At 76.0% G+C, this 20438-nt stretch carries 14 protein-coding genes; 4 read left to right on the top strand and 10 right to left on the bottom strand.

Features of this window, described 5'->3' with window-relative positions; all coding sequences use genetic code 11:
* Nucleotides 1–143 precede the first annotated feature (143 nt).
* Together ACFW6A_RS16010 and ACFW6A_RS16005 are read left to right on the top strand one after the other, a co-directional pair.
* On the top strand, nt 144–3623 hold the full coding sequence (locus ACFW6A_RS16010; RefSeq protein WP_386476283.1) for a trypsin-like peptidase domain-containing protein: 3480 nt from the start codon (nt 144–146) through the stop codon (nt 3621–3623).
* A 50-nt stretch (nt 3624–3673) separates the two neighbouring features.
* Nucleotides 3674–4633: a bifunctional riboflavin kinase/FAD synthetase gene (locus tag ACFW6A_RS16005; protein ID WP_351849977.1), complete on the top strand. Its 960-nt coding sequence runs from the start codon at nt 3674–3676 to the stop codon at nt 4631–4633.
* 3 nt (nt 4634–4636) lie between these two features.
* On the opposite strand, the gene ACFW6A_RS16000 is transcribed toward ACFW6A_RS16005, so the two are convergent.
* Entirely contained in the window at nt 4637–5902 is a 1266-nt protein-coding gene (locus ACFW6A_RS16000) for a cytochrome P450 (protein WP_351849979.1), read from the bottom strand.
* A 190-nt stretch (nt 5903–6092) separates the two neighbouring features.
* Between ACFW6A_RS16000 and ACFW6A_RS15995 the strand changes: the two genes are divergently transcribed.
* Both ACFW6A_RS15995 and ACFW6A_RS15990 read left to right on the top strand, forming a co-directional pair.
* Complete coding sequence (locus tag ACFW6A_RS15995) at nt 6093–7223, top strand: type III polyketide synthase (RefSeq protein ID WP_386641115.1); 1131 nt, start codon at nt 6093–6095, stop codon at nt 7221–7223.
* 109 nt (nt 7224–7332) lie between these two features.
* Nucleotides 7333–8295, top strand: a complete 963-nt coding sequence (locus ACFW6A_RS15990) for a hypothetical protein (RefSeq protein ID WP_386479658.1) — start codon at nt 7333–7335, stop codon at nt 8293–8295.
* 76 nt (nt 8296–8371) lie between these two features.
* On the opposite strand, the gene ACFW6A_RS15985 is transcribed toward ACFW6A_RS15990, so the two are convergent.
* The 9 genes from ACFW6A_RS15985 to eccE form a co-directional block, all read right to left on the bottom strand.
* Entirely contained in the window at nt 8372–9355 is a 984-nt protein-coding gene (locus tag ACFW6A_RS15985; protein ID WP_386641112.1) for an ABC transporter ATP-binding protein, read from the bottom strand.
* The gene (locus tag ACFW6A_RS15980; protein ID WP_386479664.1) at nt 9352–10320 is read right to left on the bottom strand and encodes an ABC transporter ATP-binding protein; all 969 of its coding nucleotides are present in this window, start codon (nt 10318–10320) and stop codon (nt 9352–9354) included. Before ACFW6A_RS15980 ends, ACFW6A_RS15985 begins: the two co-directional genes overlap by 4 nt.
* Nucleotides 10317–11201, bottom strand: coding sequence for an ABC transporter permease (locus tag ACFW6A_RS15975; protein ID WP_351849988.1), 885 nt, complete (start codon nt 11199–11201; stop codon nt 10317–10319). Before ACFW6A_RS15975 ends, ACFW6A_RS15980 begins: the two co-directional genes overlap by 4 nt.
* Nucleotides 11198–12259: an ABC transporter permease gene (locus ACFW6A_RS15970; RefSeq protein ID WP_386641109.1), complete on the bottom strand. Its 1062-nt coding sequence runs from the start codon at nt 12257–12259 to the stop codon at nt 11198–11200. Before ACFW6A_RS15970 ends, ACFW6A_RS15975 begins: the two co-directional genes overlap by 4 nt.
* Before the next feature lie 2 nt (nt 12260–12261).
* A complete protein-coding gene (locus ACFW6A_RS15965; protein WP_386641190.1) occupies nt 12262–14118 on the bottom strand; it encodes an ABC transporter substrate-binding protein in 1857 nt (618 codons plus the stop codon).
* A gap of 198 nt (nt 14119–14316) precedes the next feature.
* Nucleotides 14317–17421, bottom strand: coding sequence for an SCO5717 family growth-regulating ATPase (locus ACFW6A_RS15960; protein ID WP_386641106.1), 3105 nt, complete (start codon nt 17419–17421; stop codon nt 14317–14319).
* A 504-nt stretch (nt 17422–17925) separates the two neighbouring features.
* Nucleotides 17926–18159 carry a DUF397 domain-containing protein gene (locus ACFW6A_RS15955; RefSeq protein ID WP_031014159.1) on the bottom strand — a complete coding sequence of 78 codons (234 nt, stop codon included), beginning with the start codon at nt 18157–18159 and terminating at the stop codon, nt 17926–17928.
* Between the two features lie 195 nt (nt 18160–18354).
* Nucleotides 18355–19074 carry a hypothetical protein gene (locus tag ACFW6A_RS15950; RefSeq protein WP_351849992.1) on the bottom strand — a complete coding sequence of 240 codons (720 nt, stop codon included), beginning with the start codon at nt 19072–19074 and terminating at the stop codon, nt 18355–18357.
* A complete protein-coding gene (gene eccE, locus ACFW6A_RS15945) occupies nt 19071–20432 on the bottom strand; it encodes a type VII secretion protein EccE (RefSeq protein WP_351849994.1) in 1362 nt (453 codons plus the stop codon). Before eccE ends, ACFW6A_RS15950 begins: the two co-directional genes overlap by 4 nt.
* Nucleotides 20433–20438 lie beyond the last annotated feature (6 nt).

Raw genomic sequence — 20438 nt, 5'->3', positions numbered from 1 at the left:
AGGGCGGGTGCGCGCGGCGCGCCCGCCCTTCCGCGTTTCTTCACCCCATCGGGGAAGCGCTCGAAGTGAAACGGGGGAGTGCGAGGGGGCGCCTTCGCCGTTCGGCGCGCTCCGGTGACCGGCGCGGACCTACCCTCCCCACCATGGGACGCGGGGACCTGGCGGAGCCGGTGGAGCTGGTGCGCATCTGCGATCTGGCGGGCCGGCCGCGCGGCACCGGATTCCTCGCCGACCACGAGGGCACCCTCGTCACCAGCCACGAGGCCGTCGACGGGCTGACGCGCGTCGTCCTGCACGCCCCCGGCGAGCGGACCCGGCTCGCCGAGGCCGAGGCGATCACGCCCCTCCCCGAGCAGGGGCTCGCCCTGATCCGCACCGAGGGCCTCGGCGTCCCCCCGCTGCCGCTCGCCACCCGCGCCGCCGTCGCCCCCGGCACCTACGTCCGGGTCGCCGCCGACGGCTGGCGCGAGGCCCGCGTGCTCGGCCCCGCCGCCGTCACGTACACCGCCACCGACCGCTTCCACGTCCTCGCCGACGCCCTCGAACTCGCCATCGGCACCCAGGGCGCCGAGGCGCTGCGGCTCGGCGGCCCGGCCGCGGGCGGGCCCGTCGTCGACCGCGTCACCGGCACCGTCCTCGGCGTCGTCGGCACCGCCCTCCAGGGCGACCCGCGCGCCGCCGGACACGCCGTCCCGATCCGCCCGGAAGGCCCCCTCGCCGCGCTCCTGCGCCGCAACGCCGCCACCCTCCCCGCCTACGGCCCCGACCTCAACCTCGCCGCCCTCCTCGCGCTCACCGCCCCCACGGCGCTCCCGCCCGGCGAGCCGTCCCCCTGGCCCGCCCCCGTCCCCCGCCCGGCCGCCCTGCGCACCCTGACCCGCTTCGCCGCCCCGGACGGCCCCGAGCCGGAGGCGCTCCCCGTGCTGGCCGTCGTCGGCGAGCCCGGCAGCGGGCGCACCACCCTGCTCGGCGCGGTCTGCGAGGAGCGGGCCCGGGGCGCCGCGCCCGCGCCGACCGTCCGGCTGCGGGGCGCCGACCTGCGGGAGGACGACACCTCGCTCGCCGAGGCCGTCGGGCGGATCCTGCACCAGGCCGCGCGGATCGCCGCCGCTTCCGGGGAGGCGGGCGACCCCGTCACCGCCGAGCGGGCCGCGGCGCTCGCCCGGGAGGCCGGACGGCCGCTCCTCGTCGTGCTCGACGGCCCCGAGGAGATGCCCCCGCCGCTCGCCCGCCGGCTCGCCGGCTGGACCGGCGCCACCGAGCGCTGGCTGCGCGCCCACGGCGCCCGCCTCGCCCTTGCCTGCCGCCCCGAGCACGCCGAGCGGGCGGCGGGCCTGTGGAGCGTTCCGCCCGCCGTCCTGCCGCTCGGCGACCTCACCGAGGCCGAGGCCGCGGCCGCACGCCGGGGGTACGGCCTCCGGGCCGAGGACCTCGACCCGGCGGACGCCCGCCACCCGCTCGCCCTGCGGCTGCTCGCCGAGGTGCGGGCCGCGCTCCCCGGCGAGGTGCCGGGCCGCCCGGGCCGGGCCGAGATCTTCACCGCCCACCTGGACCTGATGTGCCTGCGGATCGCCGTGCGGATCGCCGCGGGCACCCGCCCCCTGCCCGGCGGCTCCGCCGTCCGCCGGCTCGCCGCCCGGGTCACCGGCCAGGTGCACGAGGCCGCCCGGCGCTGCCTCGGCCCCGGTCACGGCCTCCTCGACCGGCCCTCCTTCGAGGAGCTCTTCCCGTGGCGCGACGGCTGGGCCTCCGCCGTCCTCACCGAGGGCCTGCTCGTCCCGGCCGGCTCCGGCTACCGCTTCGCCCACGAGGAGCTGTCCGACTGGCTCCAGGCCGCCCACCTGGACCTCGACACCGCCCTCCACGCCCTCGTCCACCGCTGGACCGAGGACGCCCCGGACGCGCCGGACGCTTCGGACGCGCCGGGCCCCTCGGACCTCTCGGGGAGGACGGGCCCGGCCCCGGCCCGATACCCCGATCCGGACCCGGACCCGAACCCCGACGCCGACCGGGAGCCGGGGCCGGCCCCGGCGGGCTTCGAGGCGGACCCCGGTGTGCCCCGGCACCGGGTCGGGACCGTCCTCCAGGCCCTCCTGCTGGCGCACCGCGAGGGCGGGCCCGCAGCCCTCGCGCCCCGGCTGAACCGGCTCGTCGACTCGCTGGCGCGGTGCGGGGACGGGACGCCCGAGGACGCGGTGTGGTGGGGGAGCGCGCTCCTCGCGCGGACCCTGGCCGCCGTCGGCGACCCGCGGCCCCTCCTGCCCGTGCTGCGCCGGCTCGCCGACCGGATGGGAGCGGGCCCCGGCCCGGCGGGGGGCTTCGCCGCCTTCGGACCCGACTGGTGGCGGGAGCTCGCCGTCGGCGAGGACGAGCGGCTCGACCTGCTGCGCCGCCTGGTCACCGCCGACCCGCCCGCCCCCGGGGGGCCCGCGTCCTTCCTCGCCGTCGTCGAGGAACTGCTGGCCGCCGCGCCCCGGGCCGTCCAGCCGCTGCTCTGCCGCTGGTTCACCGACGGCAGGGCGCTGCCCTCGCGGCCGTACACCACCGTCGCCGGCCTCGCCCAGGAGCTGCTGCACGCCCACCGGGGGCCCGCCCCCGACGACCTCTGCGAGGCGCTGGTCGCCACCGCGCACCCGCTCGCCGAGGGGCTGCTCGGCGCGCTCGCCGACGACGAACCGGCGGCGCTCTGCCGGGCGGTGGACCGGTGGGCGCACGACGACGGCCGGCCGGAGCGCCGGGTCGCCGCCGCCCTCTACGGCACCCTGCTCGCCGCCCGCGGGCCCGACGGCCAGGGCCGCGAGCTGCTCCGGTACGCCGCGGGCGCGCTGCTCGCCCGGGCCGACGACCGGCGGCTGCACGGCGCCGCCCTCGGCATCCTGCTGCGCGACCCGGACACCCGGGGCCCCTACCTGGCCCGCGCCCTCGCCGACCCCCGGGTGCCCGCCGACGCGCTCGCCGGGGCGCTGGCCCACGATCCGGAGGCCGTCCTCGCCGTCCTCCGGGAGCGGCTGGACGAGGGCCGGGACGCGGCCGGCGTGCTGCGGGCCCTCGCCGCCGTCGACGCGCCCGCGCTCACCCGCCGCATCGCCGCCCTCGTGCGGGAGTACGTGGCCCGCCACCCCGAGGGGGCCGGTCACGCCGCCGCCTACGCCGACCTGCGGTTCGAGGAGGGGCCGACCGCGCGCGCCGTGCTCTTCCCGCTGGTCGTCGGGCTGATCCACGGCCGGCCCGCCGCCGTCCGCCGCGCCCTCGCGCCGGTCCTCGCCGCCCCCGGCACCGGCGCCTCCCGCCACCTGCGGGCCGAACTCCTCGACGTCCTCCTCGACCACGAGACGTACGCGGCGGGACCGGGCGACCTCACCGTGGCGGACGCGCTGCTGACCGCCGCCGCCGAGGGCGCCGCCCGCCGCTCCCTCCCGCGCAACCGCGCCCTGCTCGTCCGCACCGCCGCCCTCTACGCCCGCTACCCCGGCGGCGCCGCCCACCGGGACCGGCTGCTCGCCGCCCTCGCCGCCGACCACCCGGCCTTCGCCGCGCTGCTCACGCAGACCGTGCCCGCGCCGCGCGCACCCGGCACCGCCCATGCCGATGCGGACCGACGGGCGCGGGCATGGCAGTCTTAGACCTGCGTAATGGGCGCACAGGGCGAACAGGCGGACGAGGAGCGGTCACAGTGCAGCGCTGGCGTGGCTTGGAGGACATCCCCCAGGACTGGGGGCGCAGCGTCGTCACCATCGGCTCCTACGACGGTGTGCACCGCGGGCACCAGCTGATCATCGGGCGGGCCGTGGAGCGCGCCCGCGAGCTGGGCGTCCCCGCCGTCGTGGTGACCTTCGACCCGCACCCCTCCGAGGTGGTGCGGCCCGGCAGCCACCCGCCGCTGCTCGCCCCGCACCACCGGCGCGCAGAGCTGATGGCCGAACTGGGCGTGGACGCGGTCCTGGTCCTGCCGTTCACCGCCGAGTTCTCGCAGCTGTCGCCGGCCGACTTCATCGTCAAGGTCCTCGTCGACAAGCTGCACGCCCGGGCCGTCATCGAGGGTCCCAACTTCCGCTTCGGCCACCGCGCCGCCGGAAACGTGGCGTACCTCACCGAACTGGGCGCCACCTACGACTACGAGGTCGAGGTCATCGACCTGTACGTGAGCGGCGCGGCCGGCGGCGGGCAGCCCTTCTCCTCCACCCTCACCCGCCGGCTGGTCGCCGAGGGCGACGTGACGGGCGCCGCCGAGATCCTGGGCCGGCCGCACCGCGTCGAGGGCGTCGTCGTGCGCGGCGCGCAGCGCGGCCGCGAACTGGGCTTCCCCACGGCCAACGTGGAGACCCTGCCGCACACCGCGATCCCCGCCGACGGCGTCTACGCCGGCTGGCTGACCGCGAACGGCGAGCGGATGCCGGCGGCGATCTCCGTCGGCACCAACCCGCAGTTCGACGGCACCGAGCGGACCGTGGAGGCGTACGCGATCGACCGCGAGGGCCTCGACCTGTACGGCCTCCACGTCACCGTCGACTTCCTCGCCTACGTGCGCGGCATGCTCAGGTTCGACACCCTCGACGACCTGCTGGTGGCGATGGCCGCCGACGTCGACAAGTGCCGGGCGCTGACGGCCGAGTACGACGCCGCGGGGCGGTGACCGTCACCAGGTGACGTACAGCTCCCGCGGGCCGCGGATCAGGCCCTTGGACTGGAAGGGCACGTCCTCGGGCCGTCCCGCGAGCCGCAGGTCCGGGTAGCGGGCCAGCAGCGTCGCCAGCATCACCTCGGACTCCATCCGGGTCAGCATCGCGCCCATGCAGTGGTGCGGCCCGTGGCCGAAGGAGAGGTGCCCGGTGCCGGTCCGGTCGAAGTCGAGGACGTCCGGGTCCGCGAAGACCTCCGGGTCCCGGTTGGCCGTCAGGTAGGAGGCGTACACCGCCTCGCCCGCCCGGATCACCACCCCGCCGACCTCGACGTCCTCGGTCGCGATCCGCGGCAGGCCCACGCCGTTGCGGTGCGGGATCCAGCGCAGCAGCTCGTCCACCGCCTGCGGCAGCAGCTCCGGCTCCGCCCGCAGCCGGGCGAGCAGGTCCGGACGGGTGAGCAGCACGTAGACCATGTTGGCGCTGTTGTTGCGGACCGCGTGGGCGCCGCTGATCAGGACCGCCATGGCGAGCGAGACCGCCTCGTCCGCGCCGAGCCTGCCGTCCGCCAGCGCCTCGGCCAGCTCCGTGGCCAGATCCTCCCGGGGCTCGGCCGTCCGCCGGTCGAGCAGCCGGGTGACGTAGCCGTGGATCTGCGCCTTGGCGGCGCGGCTGCCCTCCGGGCCGGGGCCCGAGGAGAGGATCAGGTCCGGCCAGGAGGCCAGTTCGGCCCGGTCCTCCTCGGGGATGCCGAGCAGGTCGCAGACGACCGCCATCGGCAGCGGCCCGTGCAGGTGCGCCATCAGGTCGGCGGGCCGGCCCGCCGCCTCCATGGCGTCCAGGAGCCGGTCGCAGGACGCCTGGGCGAGGGGCCGCAGCCGCTGTGTCCCCCGGCCGGTGAAGGTCTTGGTCACCGCCTTGCGCAGCCGGGTGTGGTACGGCGGATCGGCGTAGTTCAGGGCCGCCTTCGAGGCCACCATGTGGCCGGTCATCGTGGTCACCTGCCGGTCGAGCAGGGCCGTCCGGCTGAACCGCGGGTCGGAGGTCACGGCCCGCACGTCGGCGTACCGGGTCACCAGCCACGCCTCGTTCTCCGCGGCGAACGGCAGGCTGATCCGGGCGACCGGCTCCTTCGCCAGCAGCTCGGCCAGGAGCGGGTCGAAGTCGAGGGCGGGCAGGTCGTCCACGGCCCAGGTGCGGGCGGGGCCGGCCGGCGCGCCCGTCACCGGGCAGGCGCCGTCCCCCGGCGGCGGGGGCTCGGAGGTCAGGGGTCGGGAAGTCATGCGGTGGCTGTTCCCGGCCGGGGCGGGACGCGACACGCCGGGACGGCGACAGCCCCTCGTACGGCCGAACCCGGCCCCCGCCGGTCCGTCACGCTCCGTGTCCCCCCGCTCGCGCTCGCGGTTGCGGGCTGCCGATCACCGGGTGAGTGTGGGCGGCAGTTCACGCGATCGAGACGAAGGAGCGAGTGTCGTGGTGACCCTGTGCAAGCCCGCGGTGTCCGTGCCCGAGCACGTGATCACGATGGAGGAGACGCTCGACCTCGCCCGGAAGCACCATGCCGGCCATCCCCAACTTCCCCTGGCCCTGCGCCTGATCGGCAACACCGGGGTCGCCAAGCGGCACATCGTGCAGCCCATCGAGAAGACCCTGGAGCACCCCGGCTTCCAGGAGCGCAACGAGCTGTACGAGGCCGAGGCGAAGGCCCGGGTGCCCGCCGTCGTCGAGGAGGCCCTCGGCCACGCGGGGCTGCGCGCGGCGGACATCGACATGATCGTCTACGTGTCGTGCACGGGCTTCATGATGCCCTCGCTCACCGCGTGGATGATCAACACCATGGGGTTCCCCAGCCACACCCGGCAGGTGCCCATCGCCCAGCTCGGCTGCGCGGCCGGCGGAGCCGCGATCAACCGGGCGCACGACTTCTGCACCGCCTACCCGGACGCCAACGTCCTCATCGTGGCCTGCGAGTTCTGCTCGCTCTGCTACCAGCCCACCGACCTCGGCGTCGGCTCGCTGCTCTCCAACGGCCTCTTCGGCGACGCCGTCGCCGCCGCCGTGGTCCGCGGCCGGGGCGGCACCGGCATCGCGCTGGAGCGCAACCACTCCCACCTGGTGCCCGACACCGAGGACTGGATCGCCTACAGCGTCCGCGAGACCGGCTTCCACTTCCTGCTCGACAAGCGGGTCCCCACCACGATGGAGCCGCTGGCCCCCGCGCTCCGCGAGGTCGCCGGCGCGCACGGCTGGGACGCCGGGGAGCTCGACTTCTACATCATCCACGCGGGCGGCCCGCGGATCCTCGACGACCTCAGCCGCTTCCTCGAAGTGCCGCCGGACGCCTTCCGGTTCAGCCGGGCGACCCTCACGGAGTACGGCAACATCGCCAGCGCCGTCGTCCTCGACGCGGTCCGGCGGCTCTTCGACGAGGGCGGGCAGCCGGAGGGCGCCCGCGGCATCCTCGCCGGCTTCGGCCCCGGCATCACCGCCGAGATGTGCCTGGGCCGCTGGAGCACCGCCGCCCACCCGGCGGAGCCGCCGCTGGGCGCCCGCCGGATCGTCGGCTACTCGCCGCGCTTCCAGCCCGCCCGTACCAAGGCCTGACGCCGCGTCCGGCCGTCCCGCCCTCCGCGTTCCCTCCGCCCCGTCCGTTCCGCCCTCCCCGCCCGGTGCGCCGGGCGGGGCCCGCCCCCCACCCGCCAAGGAGAGTCGCATGCCCCCCACACCGCCCTCCCGCCGCCGCGGCCCCGCGGCGCTCGCCGCGCTGCTCGCCGGAGCGGCCGCCGCCTCGTTCGCCGGGGCGCCCGCCCAGGCGGCGGCCCCCGGAGGGGCCCGGGTGCCGATGCACCAGTGCTGGGTCAACGGCGTGTCCGCGCCGCCGGGGGACACGGTCAGCGGCACCTCGGGCGACGACCACATCTTCTGCGACAGCGATCTGGAGAACGTCACCGTCTGGGGCGGCGGCGGCAACGACATGATCGAGGTGCGCGGGCTGGTCATCGACTCGGCCGTCATGGGCGGCGACGGCGACGACGTCATCCGCACCAAGCACCTGGTGCCGCAGAACGCCTCCAGCATGGTCCGGGGCAACCGCGGCAACGACGTCATCAAGGTCGCCACCGTCTCCGGCGAGGGCGCCGAACACGGCGCCGTCGTGCACGGCGACGACGGCGACGACAGGATCACCACCGGCTCGGTGAGCGGCGCCCCCGGCAGGTACAACCGGGGCGGCGGCATCGTCACCGGCAACGACGGCGCCGACACCATCAAGGTCGGCACCGTCGACTTCTCCGGCCGGGTGCTCGGCGGCAGCGAGAACGACACCATCGAGGCCGCCGCCCTCGGCCCCGAGTCCGGCGGCCTCATCCAGGCGGGCCCCGGGGACGACACGATCAGCGGAACCGGCGGCACGGTCCTCACGGTCGGCCCGCACTGGGGCTCGGTCGACGCGGGCGTCGGCAAGGACACCTGCACCCTGAAGTCGGTCTCGACCCGCACCTCGATCAGCGCCTGCGAGATCCTCCCGAAGGCCGCGCCGGCGAACCCCTCCGGCGCGAACCCGGCGGCCGCGAAGCCTTCCGGCGCGAACCCCTCCGGCGCCCAGCCCGCGGCCCCGGTGGCCCCGGCCGGCCCCGCCGCCGCTCCCGCTTCCGCCGCCGTGAAGCCCGCGGGCTGAGCCATCCCCCCGCACCACCGCCCGGCGACCCGCCGCCCCCCAGGGTCGCCGGGCGGTCCCCCGTACGGCCCCGGCGTCAGCCGCCGTCCCGGGGCGCCGCCCAGTGGCAGGCCACCCCCCGCTCCCCGCCGCCCGCGCGCAGGACCGGCAGGGGCTCCGTCCGGCACCGGTCGGCGACCCCCTCGGCCTCGCCCGAGGCCAGGACCTGGCAGCGGGCGTGGAAGCGGCAGCCGGACGGGATCCGCGCCGGGTCGGGCGGTTCGCCGGCCAGCACCACCGGGGGCGTCTGCGACTCGGGGAGCACCGACAGGAGCGCGCGGGTGTACGGATGGCGGGGCGCCGTCAGCACCGACTCCACCGGGCCCGTCTCCACCACCCGCCCCAGGTACATGACCGCCACCCGGTCCGCGATGTTCCAGGCGAGGCCCAGGTCGTGCGTGACCACCAGGGCGGAGAGCCCGAGTTCGTCGCGCAGCCGGAGCAGCAGGGCCAGGATCTCGCCGCGCACGGACGCGTCCAGGGAGGCCACCGGCTCGTCGGCGACGATGAGTTCGGGCTCCAGGACGAGCGCCCCGGCGATCACCACGCGCTGGCGCTGGCCGCCGGACAGCTCGTGGGGGTAGCGCAGGAAGAACCGCTCCGGCGGCCGCAGCCCGGCCCGGGCGAGCGCCGCCGCGACCGCCGCGCGCTCCTCCGCCCCGCTCCGGTGGACCCGGTGGATCCGCAGCCCCTCGGCGACCGCCTCGTACACGGTGTGCCGGGGGTTGAGGGAGCCGCTCGGGTCCTGGAGGACGAGCTGGGCGCGCCGGCGGTACGCCTTGAGCGCCCGGGAGGTGTACGCCAGGGGCTCCCCGGCGAAGGAGACCGCGCCGGCGCCGGGCCTCACCAGGCCGAGGAGCGTCCGGGCCAGGGTCGTCTTGCCGCAGCCGGACTCGCCGACCAGCGCCACGATCTCGCCCGCGCCGATCTCCAGGTCCACCCCGTCGACGGCCCGGGCGGGCGGCGCGCCCCGCCGGCCCGGAAAGGTGACGTGCACCCCGCTGGCCGTGAGCAAGGTCATCCGCGATCACTCCCCACGTGGACGCAGGCGGCCCGGCGCCCGGCGCCCGCCACCCGCAGTTCCTGGTCGTCCGAGGCGCACTCCGCCACCGCCACCGGGCAGCGGGGGTGGAAGGCGCAGCCGTCCGGCAGCGCCGCCGGGTCCGGCGGGTCGCCGGGCAGGCCGCGCGGCGCCCGCCGCGAGGCCGGGTCCCCGATCCGGGGGAAGGCCGAGGACAGCGCCCGCCCGTAGGGGTGGGCGGCCGAGCGGTACACCTCGCCCGCCGGACCCTCCTCGACGATCCGGCCCGCGTACATGACGGCGAGCCGGTCGCAGGTGTCGGCGAGGACGGCCAGGTCGTGGCTGATCATCATCAGTCCGATGGACTCCTCGGCGACGAGCCGCTCGATCAGCCGCAGGATCTGCGCCTGGATCATCACGTCGAGCGCGGTGGTCGGCTCGTCGGCGACGATCAGGCGCGGTTCGCAGGCGAGGGCCATCGCGATCATCACGCGCTGGCGCTGGCCGCCGGACAGCTCGTGCGGATAGCCGGCGGCCCGGGAGGCCGGCAGGCCGACCTGTTCGAGCAGGGCGGCGACCCGCTTGCGGGCCTCGGCCGGGGTGGCCAGCCCGTGCACCAGGAGCGGTTCCGCGATCTGGTCGCCGATCCGGCGCACCGCGTTCAGCGAGTGCATCGCGCCCTGGAAGACGATCGAGGCGCCCGCCCAGCGGACCGCCCGCAGCCGCCCCCACTTCATGGCGAGGACGTCCTCCCCGTCGAGGAGGATCCGCCCGTCCAGCCGGGCGGTCGCGGGCAGCAGCCGCAGCAGGGCGAGCGCCAGCGTCGACTTGCCGCAGCCGGACTCGCCGGCCACGCCCAGCTTCGACCCGGCCTCCAGGCTGAGGTCGACCCCGCGCACGGCGGGCACGGCGCCCGCCCCCGAGCCGTACGTGACCCGCAGGTCCCTGATCTCCAGGAGGCTCACCGCCCCACCCCCAGCCTCGGGTTGAGCACCGACTCGACGGCCCGGCCGCAAAGCGTGAAGGCGAGCGCGACCAGCGCGATCGCGATCCCGGGCGGGGCGAGGTACCACCAGTGCCCGGAGGAGACCGCGCCCGCCTCCCGGGCGTCCTGGAGCATGCCGCCCCAGGAGACGACCGTCGGGTCGCCGAGGCCGAGGAAGGCGAGGGTGGCCTCGGTGAGGATCGCGGTGGAGATGCCGAGGGTGGTCTGCGCGAGCACCAGCGGCATCACGTTCGGCAGCACGTGCCGGGCCATGACGTGCCCGTGGCCGCCGCCGAGCGCGGCGGCCCGCTCGATGTACGGGCGGGACTCGACGGCGATGGTCTGCGCCCGCACGAGCCGTGCGGTGGTCGGCCAGGAGGTGACGCCGATGGCGAGCACCACCGTCCACATCGACCGGGACAGTACGGTCGCGAGCACGATCGCCAGGACCAGGGCGGGCATCACCAGGAACCAGTCGGTGATCCGCATGACGACCGTGGAGAGCCAGCCGCCGTAGTGCCCGGCGAGGACCCCGACGAGGGCGCCGATGGCGACCGACAGGGTGGCCGCGAGCAGCCCCACGAGCAGCGAGATCCGGGCTCCCCAGATCAGCAGGCCGAGCAGCGAGCGGCCGAACTGGTCGGTGCCGAGCGGGAATTCCGCGCTCGGCGGCTCCAGGGCCGTGCCCGGCGCGTTCGTCACCGACTGGACGTCGGCGCCGACGGTCCACGGGGCGGTGAGCGCGAGCAGCGCGATCAGCGCCAGCCCGGCGAGCCCGTACAGGCCCGCCCGGTGGCTCCGGTACGCCTTCCAGAAGCGCGCCGCGGAGCCCCGGCGGCGCTCCCATGCGAGAGAGGTCATCGGCCCACCCGGGGGTCGAGCAGCGGATAGAGCAGGTCGGCGATCAGGTTCATCAGGATCATCGCTCCGGCGAAGACGACGAACAGGCCCTGCACGAGGGGGAGGTCGGGCACGCTGAGCGCCTGGTAGAAGAGGCCGCCGAGCCCCGGCCAGGAGAAGACGGTCTCCACCAGGATCGAACCGGCCGCCACGTGGCCCAGGTTGATGAAGACCATGGTGACGGTCGGGAGGAGCGCGTTGGGCACCGCGTGCCGGCGCCGCACCTCGTCGTCCTTGAGCCCCTTCGCCCGGGCGGTCGTCAGGTAGTCGCCGCCCATCTCGTCGAGGAGCGAGGAGCGCATCACGAGCAGGGTCTGCGCGTAGCCGACCGCGACCAGCGTCACCACCGGCAGGACGAGGTGGTGGGCGACGTCGAGGGCGTACGCGAAGCCGGTCTCCCCGGTGCCCGACTCCATGCCGCCGGTCGGGAAGAGGCCCGGGACCGGACCCGCGCCCACCGAGAAGACGATGATCAGCAGCAGGCCGAGCCAGAACGACGGCACCGACCACAGGGTGAGCGCGATCCCGGTGTTCACCTTGTCGCCGAGGCGGCCGTGCCGCCACGCCGAGCGGGTGCCCAGCCACAGACCGAGCGCCGAGTAGATCACCACGGCGACGCCGGTGAGCAGCAGCGTCGCGGGCAGCTTCGCCGCGATCAGCTCGCCGACCGGCGCGCGGAACTGGAAGGAGGTGCCGAGGTCGCCGGTGAGCGCCTTGGCGCAGTAGTCGGTGAACTGCTGCCACAACGGCAGGTCGAGGCCGAACTGGCGCCGCAGAGTGGCGAGTTGCTCGGCAGAGGTGGGGACGCCGTGGGTCATCGCCTTCACCGGGTCACCGGGGATGATCCGGAAGAGGAAGAAGCTGGTGACCAGGACGGCGAAGAGGGAGACGAGCGCGCCGCCCAGCTTCCCCGCCGCGTGGCGGAGGTAGCCGGAGGCGACGCCGGTGCGGGGTGCGCCGTCCGTGGCGCGGGCCTCCTCGGCCCGCGCCACGCCGGCGGGGGTGCTTGCCGTCGTCATCGCTACTCGCGGTCGTCGGCGGTGGCGCGCCGGCGCGTCCGGAGGAGGAGCAGTCCGCCGGCGGCGACGACCACGGCCGCGCCGACCCCGATCCAGACCCCGGTCGAGGACGAGCCGGAGCCGTCCCCGGAGGCGGAGGCGGAGGCGGAGGCGGCGGGCACGGCCGACCACCAGGACCAGTAGCCGTCCTGCCCCCACAGGTTCCCGGCCGCCTCGGGCATGGTGGTGATCGACGCGATCTGGTCGGTGCGGTACGCCTCCAGGGCGTTCGGGTAGGCCATGACGTTCATGTACCCCGTGTCGTACAGCCGGGACTGCATCCGCTTGACCAGGTCCGCCCGCTTGGCGGTGTCGTACTCCACCGCCTGCTGGGCGTAGAGCTCGTCGAACTCCTTGTCGCAGATGAAGTTGTCGGTGGCGCCGGTGTCCTTCGGGGTGGCCGGGAGGGTGCCGCAGGTGTGGATGGACAGGACGTAGTCCGGGTCGGGGTTGACGGACCAGCCGTCGAAGGCGAGGTCGTAGTCGCCCTTGACCCAGGGGTCGGAGACGCTGTCCAGGCACTCGACGGTCAGGCCGATGCCGAGCGCGCCCCACCACTCCTGGAGGTACTTGCCGACCGCCTTGTCGTTGGGGTCGGTGGCGTGGCAGAGGATCCGGAAGTTCAGCGGCCTGCCGTCCTTGCCGAGCCGCTTCCCCTCGCCGTTCTTCCGGTACCCGGCGTCGTCGAGGGCCTTCGCGGCGGCGGCCGGGTCGTAGCCGCGCCTCTGGGCGCCCTCGGGCTTCCAGAAGTACGAGCCGAAGCGGGGCGGGATGTACCCCTCGCCCTCGACGGCGTGCCCCTGGAAGACCTTGTCGACGAGGGTGGCGCGGTCGACGGAGAGGAAGAGCGCCTTGCGCACGGCCGGGTCGAGGAGGGCCGGGTGGCCGTTGCCGAAGGTCTTGCCGTCCTGGGCGCGGGCGCCGGGGTTGGTGGCGAGCGCGTAGAAGCGGCGGCCGGGGGCGTCGTTGACCTTGATGTCCTTCTGCGTCTTCAGCGCCGCGGCCTGGGCGGGCGTCAGGTTCGGGACGAAGGAGACCTCGCCCTTCTGGAGGGCGGCGACGGCCGCGTCCCCGTCCTTGTAGTACTTGAAGACCAGCTCGTCGAACTTGGGGGCGCCCCGCCAGAACTTCTTGTTCGGCTTGAGCTTGATGTACTGGTCGACCTTGAAGTCCGTGATGACGAAGGGGCCGTTGCCGACGATCGGGAACTGCCGGTCGTTGTTGAACTTCGAGAAGTCGCCGACCTTCTCCCACACGTGCTTGGGCACGATCGGCACGTCCAGCGCGGTCATCGTCGCCTGCGGCTTCTTGAGCCTGATGACGAGGGTGCGCGGGTCCGGGGCGGTGACCTCGGCGAAGTTGGCCGTGAAGCTGCCGTTGGCGGTGGCCGCGTTCGGGTCGGTCATCATCTTGTTGAAGGTCCAGGCCGCGTCCTCGGCGGTGGCCGGTTTCCCGTCGGACCAGGTGGAGTCCTCGCGGATCTTGTACGTCCACGTCAGCTTGTCCGCCGAGGCGGACCACTCGGTCGCGAAGGCCGGGACGGTCCTGGCGTCCTTCGGGTCGTAGTTGGTGAGGTACTCGTAGGCCAGCCGGTGGATGCTGGTCGAGGTGAGCTTCTGCGCCAGGAACGGGCTGAGCGAGTCGATGCTCTGCGAGACGGCCACCGTGAGCGTCGTGCCGCCGGACTTGTCGTCCTCGGCGGCGGCGGTGGTGGCGGGGAGGGCCGCGAGCGAGGCGGAGGCGAGACCGGCGGCGAGCAGCAGGCGGGCGGCCCGGCGGGGCCGGCGGGGGAGTGGGCGGGAGGGAACCTTCGTGACCATGACCATGGGACGTGACCTCGCGTCGGGGGCTGTCGTGGAGTCGTGGATCTTGGGCTGACGTCAAGTGAAGCGAAGATGTATCAGCGGTGGTCTGCCGTCGTCAACGATGACTCAAACCCCGTGTGGGCTGCGGGAATGCAAGGAGGCTCCGTACCGGTGAACCGGTACGGAGCCCCATTGGTCTACTCCTGTGACGCCCTACTGCTGAGAGGCTGGCGGCGCCTGCGGGGGAGCCTGCGGCGGTGCCTGCGGAGGCAGCGGCTGCCCGAACGGCTGACCCGCGGCGGGCGGCTGCCCGTACGGCTGCGGAGGCTGCCCCGGCTGGCCGGGCTGGCCGGAAGTCGCCGCCGGCGGGTAGGGCTGCTGTCCGTACGGCTGTCCGGGATATCCGGCTTGCCCCGGCATCGGCTGCCCGGGCTGTCCCGGCACCGGAGGCTGCCCCGGCTGCGGGTACGGCTGCGCCTGCGGCGGGTACGGCTGCCCCGGGACCGGCGGCTGCTGCCCGGGGGCGTACTGCCCCGGCGCGGGCGGAGCGCCGTACGGCTGACCGGGCATCGGCTGGCCGGAGTACGGCTGGCCCGGCGCGGGCGGAGCGCCGTACGGCTGACCGGGCGCCGGCTGGCCCGGCACCGGCTGGCCGGGGGCGTACGGGCCGCCCGGCATCGGCGGGGCCATGTGCGGCGGCAGGCCGCCCTGGCCGTCGCCGGTCCACAGGCCCTGCGCCTGCTGCGCCCGCGCGAAGTCCTCGGCCACCATCGCCGAGAGGTCGAAGTACGCCTCCCGGGTCTTGGGCCGCATCATGTCGAGGTCCACCTCGGCGCCGGCCGCCAGGTGCTCGTCGAAGGGCACCACGATCACCCCGCGGCAGCGGGTGCGGAAGTGCTGCACGATGTCCTCGACCTTGATCATCTTGCCGGTCTCGCGGACCCCCGAGATGACCGTGATCGAGCGCTGCACCAGGTCCGCGTAGCCGTGCGCCGACAGCCAGTCCAGCGTCGTCGAGGCGCTGGAGGCGCCGTCCACGGACGGCGTGGAGATGATGATCAGCTGGTCGGCCAGGTCCAGCACCCCGCGCATGGCGCTGTAGAGCAGACCCGTGCCGGAGTCGGTGAGGATCACCGGGTACTGCTTGCCGAGGACGTCGATCGCCCGACGGTAGTCCTCGTCGTTGAAGGTCGTCGAGACGGCCGGGTCCACGTCGTTGGCGATGATCTCCAGGCCGGACGGCGCCTGCGAGGTGAACCGGCGGATGTCCATGTACGAGTTGAGGTACGGGATCGCCTGCACCAGGTCGCGGATGGTCGCCCCGGTCTCGCGCCGCACCCGGCGGCCGAGCGTGCCGGCGTCCGGGTTGGCGTCGATCGCCAGGATCTTGTCCTGCCGCTCGGTGGCCAGGGTCGCGCCGAGCGCGGTCGTCGTCGTGGTCTTGCCGACGCCGCCCTTCAGCGAGATGACCGCGATCCGGTAGCAGGAGAGCACCGGCGTGCGGATCAGGTCGAGCTTCCGCTGCCGCTCCTGCTCCTCCTTCTTGCCGCCCAGCTTGAAGCGCGAGGCCGAGCCCGGGTTCCGGCTCGACTTCGGCTTCTGCTTGTTGTTGCGCAGCAGCCGGTCGGAGGAGAGCTCGACGGCCGCCGTGTACCCGAGCGGGGCGCCCGGCACGGACCGCTCGCGCTGGTCGTGCGTGACCGACTGCGGCCAGGCCGCCCCGGTCCGCGGGTCGACGCCGCCCTGCGGGTAGCCGTACCCCTCCGGACCGCCCTGCGGCGGCACCCCGCCGGGCGCGCCGGGGCCCTGCGGATAGCCGTAACCGCCCGGCACCGGAGCCTGCGGCGGGAGGCCGTGGCCGGCGGGCGGCTGCTCCCCGGCGGGCGCCGGCGCACCCGGCTGGGGCTGCGGCTGCGGCCGGCCCGGGTGCGGGTAGCCGTATCCGGCGGCCTGGGCGGCGGCCGGCGGCTGCGGATAGCCGTAACCGGCGGGCGGGGTGGGGCCGGGGACCGGGGCCTGCGGGGGGAGACCGGGCGTGCCGGGCGCACCGGGCGTCTGCGGGTACCCGTACCCGCCCTGCGGCGGTACGGCTCCGGGTGCGGCGGCCACCGGCTGCCCGGGCCACTGCGGCGCGGCCCCCGGGACCGGCTGGGCCGGGCCGTCGGGCGAGGCGGCCGGGAAGTCCGGCGGCAGCGGCGGCAGCGCGCCGGGGGCGGCCGCCGGGGCGCCGGGCGCGGCGCCCCCGTCGGCCGGGGCGCCCTCGGCGGGAAGCGGCGCGGAGGCGGAGGCGGGGACGGCGTCGGCGGGGGCGTCCTCGGCGGCGGCGTCCTCGGTGGCGGGCGCCCCGGCTTCCGCCGCCCGGTCCTCCGGAGCCGGGTCCGCGTCCGCGTCCGTGTCCGGGGCGGTGGCCGCGTCGGTGTCCGTGCCGGTGTCGGTGTCGGTGTCCGCGCGGACTTCGGTCCCGGTGTCGGACCGGGGCTCGGTTCCGGTCTCGGGCCCGGCTCCGGCCGCGGTCTCGGCGGCGAGGCCGGTCCCGTCCTGCTCGCCGGACGGCGCCGTGACGGCGTCGGGCTCCGCCGCGGGCTCCGCCGCGGGCTCCGCCGCCTCGGCGGCGGGGGCCACGGCGTCGGCGGCCTGGGGGAGGTCGGCGCGGGCCAGGCCCGCGGCCTCCGGGGAGCCGGCGAGGGGGGCGGCCGCCGGGTCGGGCACCGGCTGCGCCGCCGGGTCCGGGCGCAGCGCGGCCGGGTTGAAGCGCATGGTGGAGCCGCTGTCCACGTCACCGCCGCCGAAGGGCGCGCCGGGGGCCGGGACCTGGACGGGCGCCGGGGACGGCGCGGGGTGGGCGGGAGCGGCGGGGGCTCCGGCCCCGGGGCCGTACCCGCCGTGCGGCGCGGCGGCCTGCGGGGCGGGGAACTGGCCCGGCGCCTGACCGGGCACGGCCGCCGGGTGGGCGGGCGGAGCGGCCGGCGGCGTACCGGGAACGCCTGCTCCGGAGCCGTACGCCCCGTACGGGCCGGGCGCGGGCGGCTGCTGACCGGGCGCCTGCCCGGGGATCTGCGCGGGCGCGGGCGGCGGCGGGGTGTGCGTCCAGCCGGACTGGAAGCCGGCCGGGGGCACCCCGGGCACCGGGACCGGCGCGCCCGTCGGAGGCGGGGGAGTGACACCGCCCTCGCCCGAACCGCCCGGCGCGTTCTGCGTGTACCAGGCCGGCGGGGTGTAGTCGATGGTGAACTCACCCGTCATCTCGGCGGGATCCGCGTCGGACTCGTCGGCGGGCACGTTCCAGCCCCCGCGGATGTCGTCCCGATCGCCGTTCACTTTGCCTCCTGGTGTGGTCGAGCACCCTTGTGCCGTCGTGCGTCGGGGCCACCGTGCGCTGCCGGTCGGACCGGCTCTCCCCTCGGACCCGGCGACCGTTCCGAGGGATACTCCGCCGCGCCCCCACCCACCCTAAACGCCCCCGCCGCCACCGCGGCAGGCCCGCCCTCCCCCGGAGGCCGTCCCTCCGGCCCGGAGCGGGGCCGGGGTGACGCCGGTGCGGCGGAGCGTGAGGAAGCGTCCGGGGCGAAACCGTACGAGAGGGGTCGATACCGCTCCATCCCCACCGTTTCGTTCCCCCGTCCGCCCCTTCCCGTCCCCTTCCGCTCCCTCCGTCCTCGCCCGCCTTCTCCTGCGCTCTCCCGCGCTTCTCCCGCGCTCTCCCGTCCTCAGCCCTCCTGCCCGAACGGGTGACGTGACGAACCGGCGGCCGCGCACCCGATTCCGGGCACCCGACCGCCGGTTCGTCACGGGTCCCGTCCGCCGGCGGACGGGACCGCGGGCTCAGCGCAGGTCGAACTCGCCGTCCCGCGCGCCGAGCACGAACGCCGTCCACTCCGCCTCCGTGTAGCGCAGCACGGTGCCGTGGTCCAGCGAGGAACGCATGGCGACGGCACCGCCCGGCAGATGGGCGATCTCGACGCGCTCCTCGTCCGGGCTCGTGCCGGGGGCGCCGATCCACTCGACGTCCGAGATGTCGAGGGCGTACAACTCGTCCTTCTCCTGCGCGCTCCCCATGGGAGTTCCTTTCGCTCACGGCCTGTCGGCGGACCATGTGTCCCGTGGACGCGGGGCAGTTGGACCCCGCCCGTGCCACCAGGAGAAATACTAGGGAAACCGGCTGCCGGGCGGGGGCGGCTTCGGACGATCGCGCCCGGCGGACCGACGGGTTCCGTCAGCCCGTCAGCCCGCCCGGCGGCCCGACGGGTTCCGTCAGTCCATCCGGCGGGCCGTGCCCAGCAGGCCCGACTCCGCGTCCGTGGCGTGGGTGATGACCCAGTGCCGCTCGGCGCCCGCGCACCACAGCGTCACGCCGTCCCCGAGCGTCGGCAGCGCGTCGACCTCGGTCTGCGACAGGCCCAGGATGCGGCCGGTCTGCTGGGCCTCCTGCGGCGAGACCCGCTGGACGCCGACGAGCGTGGCCGCGCGCATCAGGCGCGGGGCGACCGGGCTGAGGTACGGCAGCAGGGTCAGCACGGACTGCCACGGCGAGGAGACGACCCGCCCGCGCGGCGGCCGCATGCCGCAGTCCCGCACCACGACCGCCGGGCTGCCGACGGTCGCGCCCAGCGGCGGGACCCGGCCCACGTCGTGGAGCGTGATGCACTCCAGGCCGGCGCCCGCCGCCTGCGCGAGACCCACCCACGCGTGCGGGCGACCGGTCTCCACCACGACCCGGGAGCCGGTCGCGGCGGCGCGCAGCGCCAGCACCTGGGCCGTCCACAGGCCGCCGATCAGCAGGACGTCGTACGGCGTCGAGCGGTGGAAGCCCACCAGCTGCGAACGGCCCTCGGAGTCCTCGCCGATCACCACGCCGTCGTCGCCCACCGGGAGCGAGAGCGCGCCCAGCTCGGCCGCCGGGACGGTGTGCCCCGCGTGCCGCGGGCCGATCAGACCGCGCAGCCCCCTCACCGCTCCGCCGCGTCCCCTCATCGGGCACCTCCGAGAGGCATCGTCGCCAGCACGCCCGGCAGCTGCTCGCGGTCCAGCCGCAGCAGGCCGACCTTCGCGGTGCGCGCCGCCTGTTCGAGGGTCCGGCGCACCCGGACCAGTTCGTTGTCGGAGCCGCCGGTGACCCGGAGGTGGCCGCCGACCTCCATCACGCCCTGGCGCGTCCCGCGCCGGACGGTGAGGCTGAACGTCGTGGCGTAGGCGGGGACCGAGGTCAGCAGCGAGACCAGCCGCGGCAGCGGAGCCGCGCCCCGCCCCAGCTCGGGCCAGCGCCCGACCGCGTACGTGGTGTGCCAGCGGTCGTCGCACCGCCAGACCCGGGAGGTCTCCGCCGTCCGCCGCTGCGGCGCCGCGTCCGCCCGGCCCGCGCGCGCGGCGGCGTGCGGACTCGTGCAGGCGGCCGTCGCGATCGTCGAGTTGACCTCCTCCTGGTCCAGGACGACCGCCTGGAAACCGGCGCCGGTGATCCGGCTCGCCAGGTGGTCCGCGATCCGGACCAGGCACCGCTGCGCGCCCTCCAGACCGCCGCCGCGCGCCGCGACCGCCTCCTTGCAGCGCTCCGGGTCCAGCTTCACCGCCACCCAGGTGAGCCGCAGCGCGGGCGCCCCGGTCCGCTCCTGGAGGGGGGTGTACGAGAGCCGGGCCACGGACTGCTGGGGGAGGTGCGGCGCCGGGGCCGGGCGGACCTGCTGCACCAGCTGGACCGACTCGACCACGATGTCGTCGACCTCCAGCGCGTCGCCGAGGAGGGTCAGCGGGAAGGCGCGGGCGCCGAAGACCGGCCGCAGCGCGGAACCGCTCGCCTCGACGCGCAGCACGGCGGTCAGGAACGAGCCGTCGCCCAGCATGCCGACCGTGCGGTGGTTCCGGTCCACGTACGGCCGGGCGCCGAAGTTCCGCACGCTCTCCGTGACCGGGGCGAGGGAGGGGTCGGCGTCGGGCGCCGCCGGCGCGGTGTCGCGGCGGCGCGAACGCAGCGCGAGCGCCGTCCCCATCCAGTCCTGCACGGCCTGGCCGCGGCGCCGTATCACCGCGAGCAGCACGAGGACGCCGGCGACGACGCACGTCGGGACGAGCCAGAGCCCGCCCATCACGAAGCCGACGGCCACCAGTGCGAGCGCCGCCTCCACCAGCACGAGCTGACGGAGATGGACGGGGCCGACCCGGCCGGTGCGCGAGAGGGGGCGGAGCGTCGTCGCCGCGGGGACGGCCTGCGCGGACCCCGGAGCAGCCGGGCCGCCGGGTGCCTCACCGGGCCCGTTGCTGCGTTGCCGTCGGGAAGATTGAGGCGCTCGGCCGCTGGTCCGCCGCCCGTCGCGCGCACGCGTCGCCGTACCCATCGCCGC

Origin of the sequence: Streptomyces sp. NPDC058758 (assembly GCF_042746075.1) — a bacterium.
Lineage (GTDB): Bacteria > Actinomycetota > Actinomycetes > Streptomycetales > Streptomycetaceae > Streptomyces.
The sequence above is the reverse complement of the archived record's forward strand: the minus strand, read 5'-3'. Positions and strand labels throughout refer to the sequence as shown.

Excerpts from the sequence above, each read along its gene's own strand:
- ACFW6A_RS16010 (WP_386476283.1), top strand. The coding sequence starts at position 144 with ATGGGACGCGGGGACCTGGCGGAGCCGGTGGAGCTGGTGCGCATCTGC.
- ACFW6A_RS16000 (WP_351849979.1), bottom strand. The coding sequence starts at position 5,902 with ATGACTTCCCGACCCCTGACCTCCGAGCCCCCGCCGCCGGGGGACGGC.
- ACFW6A_RS15990 (WP_386479658.1), top strand. The coding sequence starts at position 7,333 with ATGCCCCCCACACCGCCCTCCCGCCGCCGCGGCCCCGCGGCGCTCGCC.
- ACFW6A_RS15985 (WP_386641112.1), bottom strand. The coding sequence starts at position 9,355 with ATGACCTTGCTCACGGCCAGCGGGGTGCACGTCACCTTTCCGGGCCGG.
- ACFW6A_RS15975 (WP_351849988.1), bottom strand. The coding sequence starts at position 11,201 with ATGACCTCTCTCGCATGGGAGCGCCGCCGGGGCTCCGCGGCGCGCTTC.
- ACFW6A_RS15970 (WP_386641109.1), bottom strand. The coding sequence starts at position 12,259 with ATGACGACGGCAAGCACCCCCGCCGGCGTGGCGCGGGCCGAGGAGGCC.
- ACFW6A_RS15965 (WP_386641190.1), bottom strand. The coding sequence starts at position 14,118 with ATGGTCACGAAGGTTCCCTCCCGCCCACTCCCCCGCCGGCCCCGCCGG.
- ACFW6A_RS15955 (WP_031014159.1), bottom strand. The coding sequence starts at position 18,159 with ATGGGGAGCGCGCAGGAGAAGGACGAGTTGTACGCCCTCGACATCTCG.
- ACFW6A_RS15950 (WP_351849992.1), bottom strand. The coding sequence starts at position 19,074 with ATGAGGGGACGCGGCGGAGCGGTGAGGGGGCTGCGCGGTCTGATCGGC.
- eccE (WP_351849994.1), bottom strand. The coding sequence starts at position 20,432 with ATGGGTACGGCGACGCGTGCGCGCGACGGGCGGCGGACCAGCGGCCGA.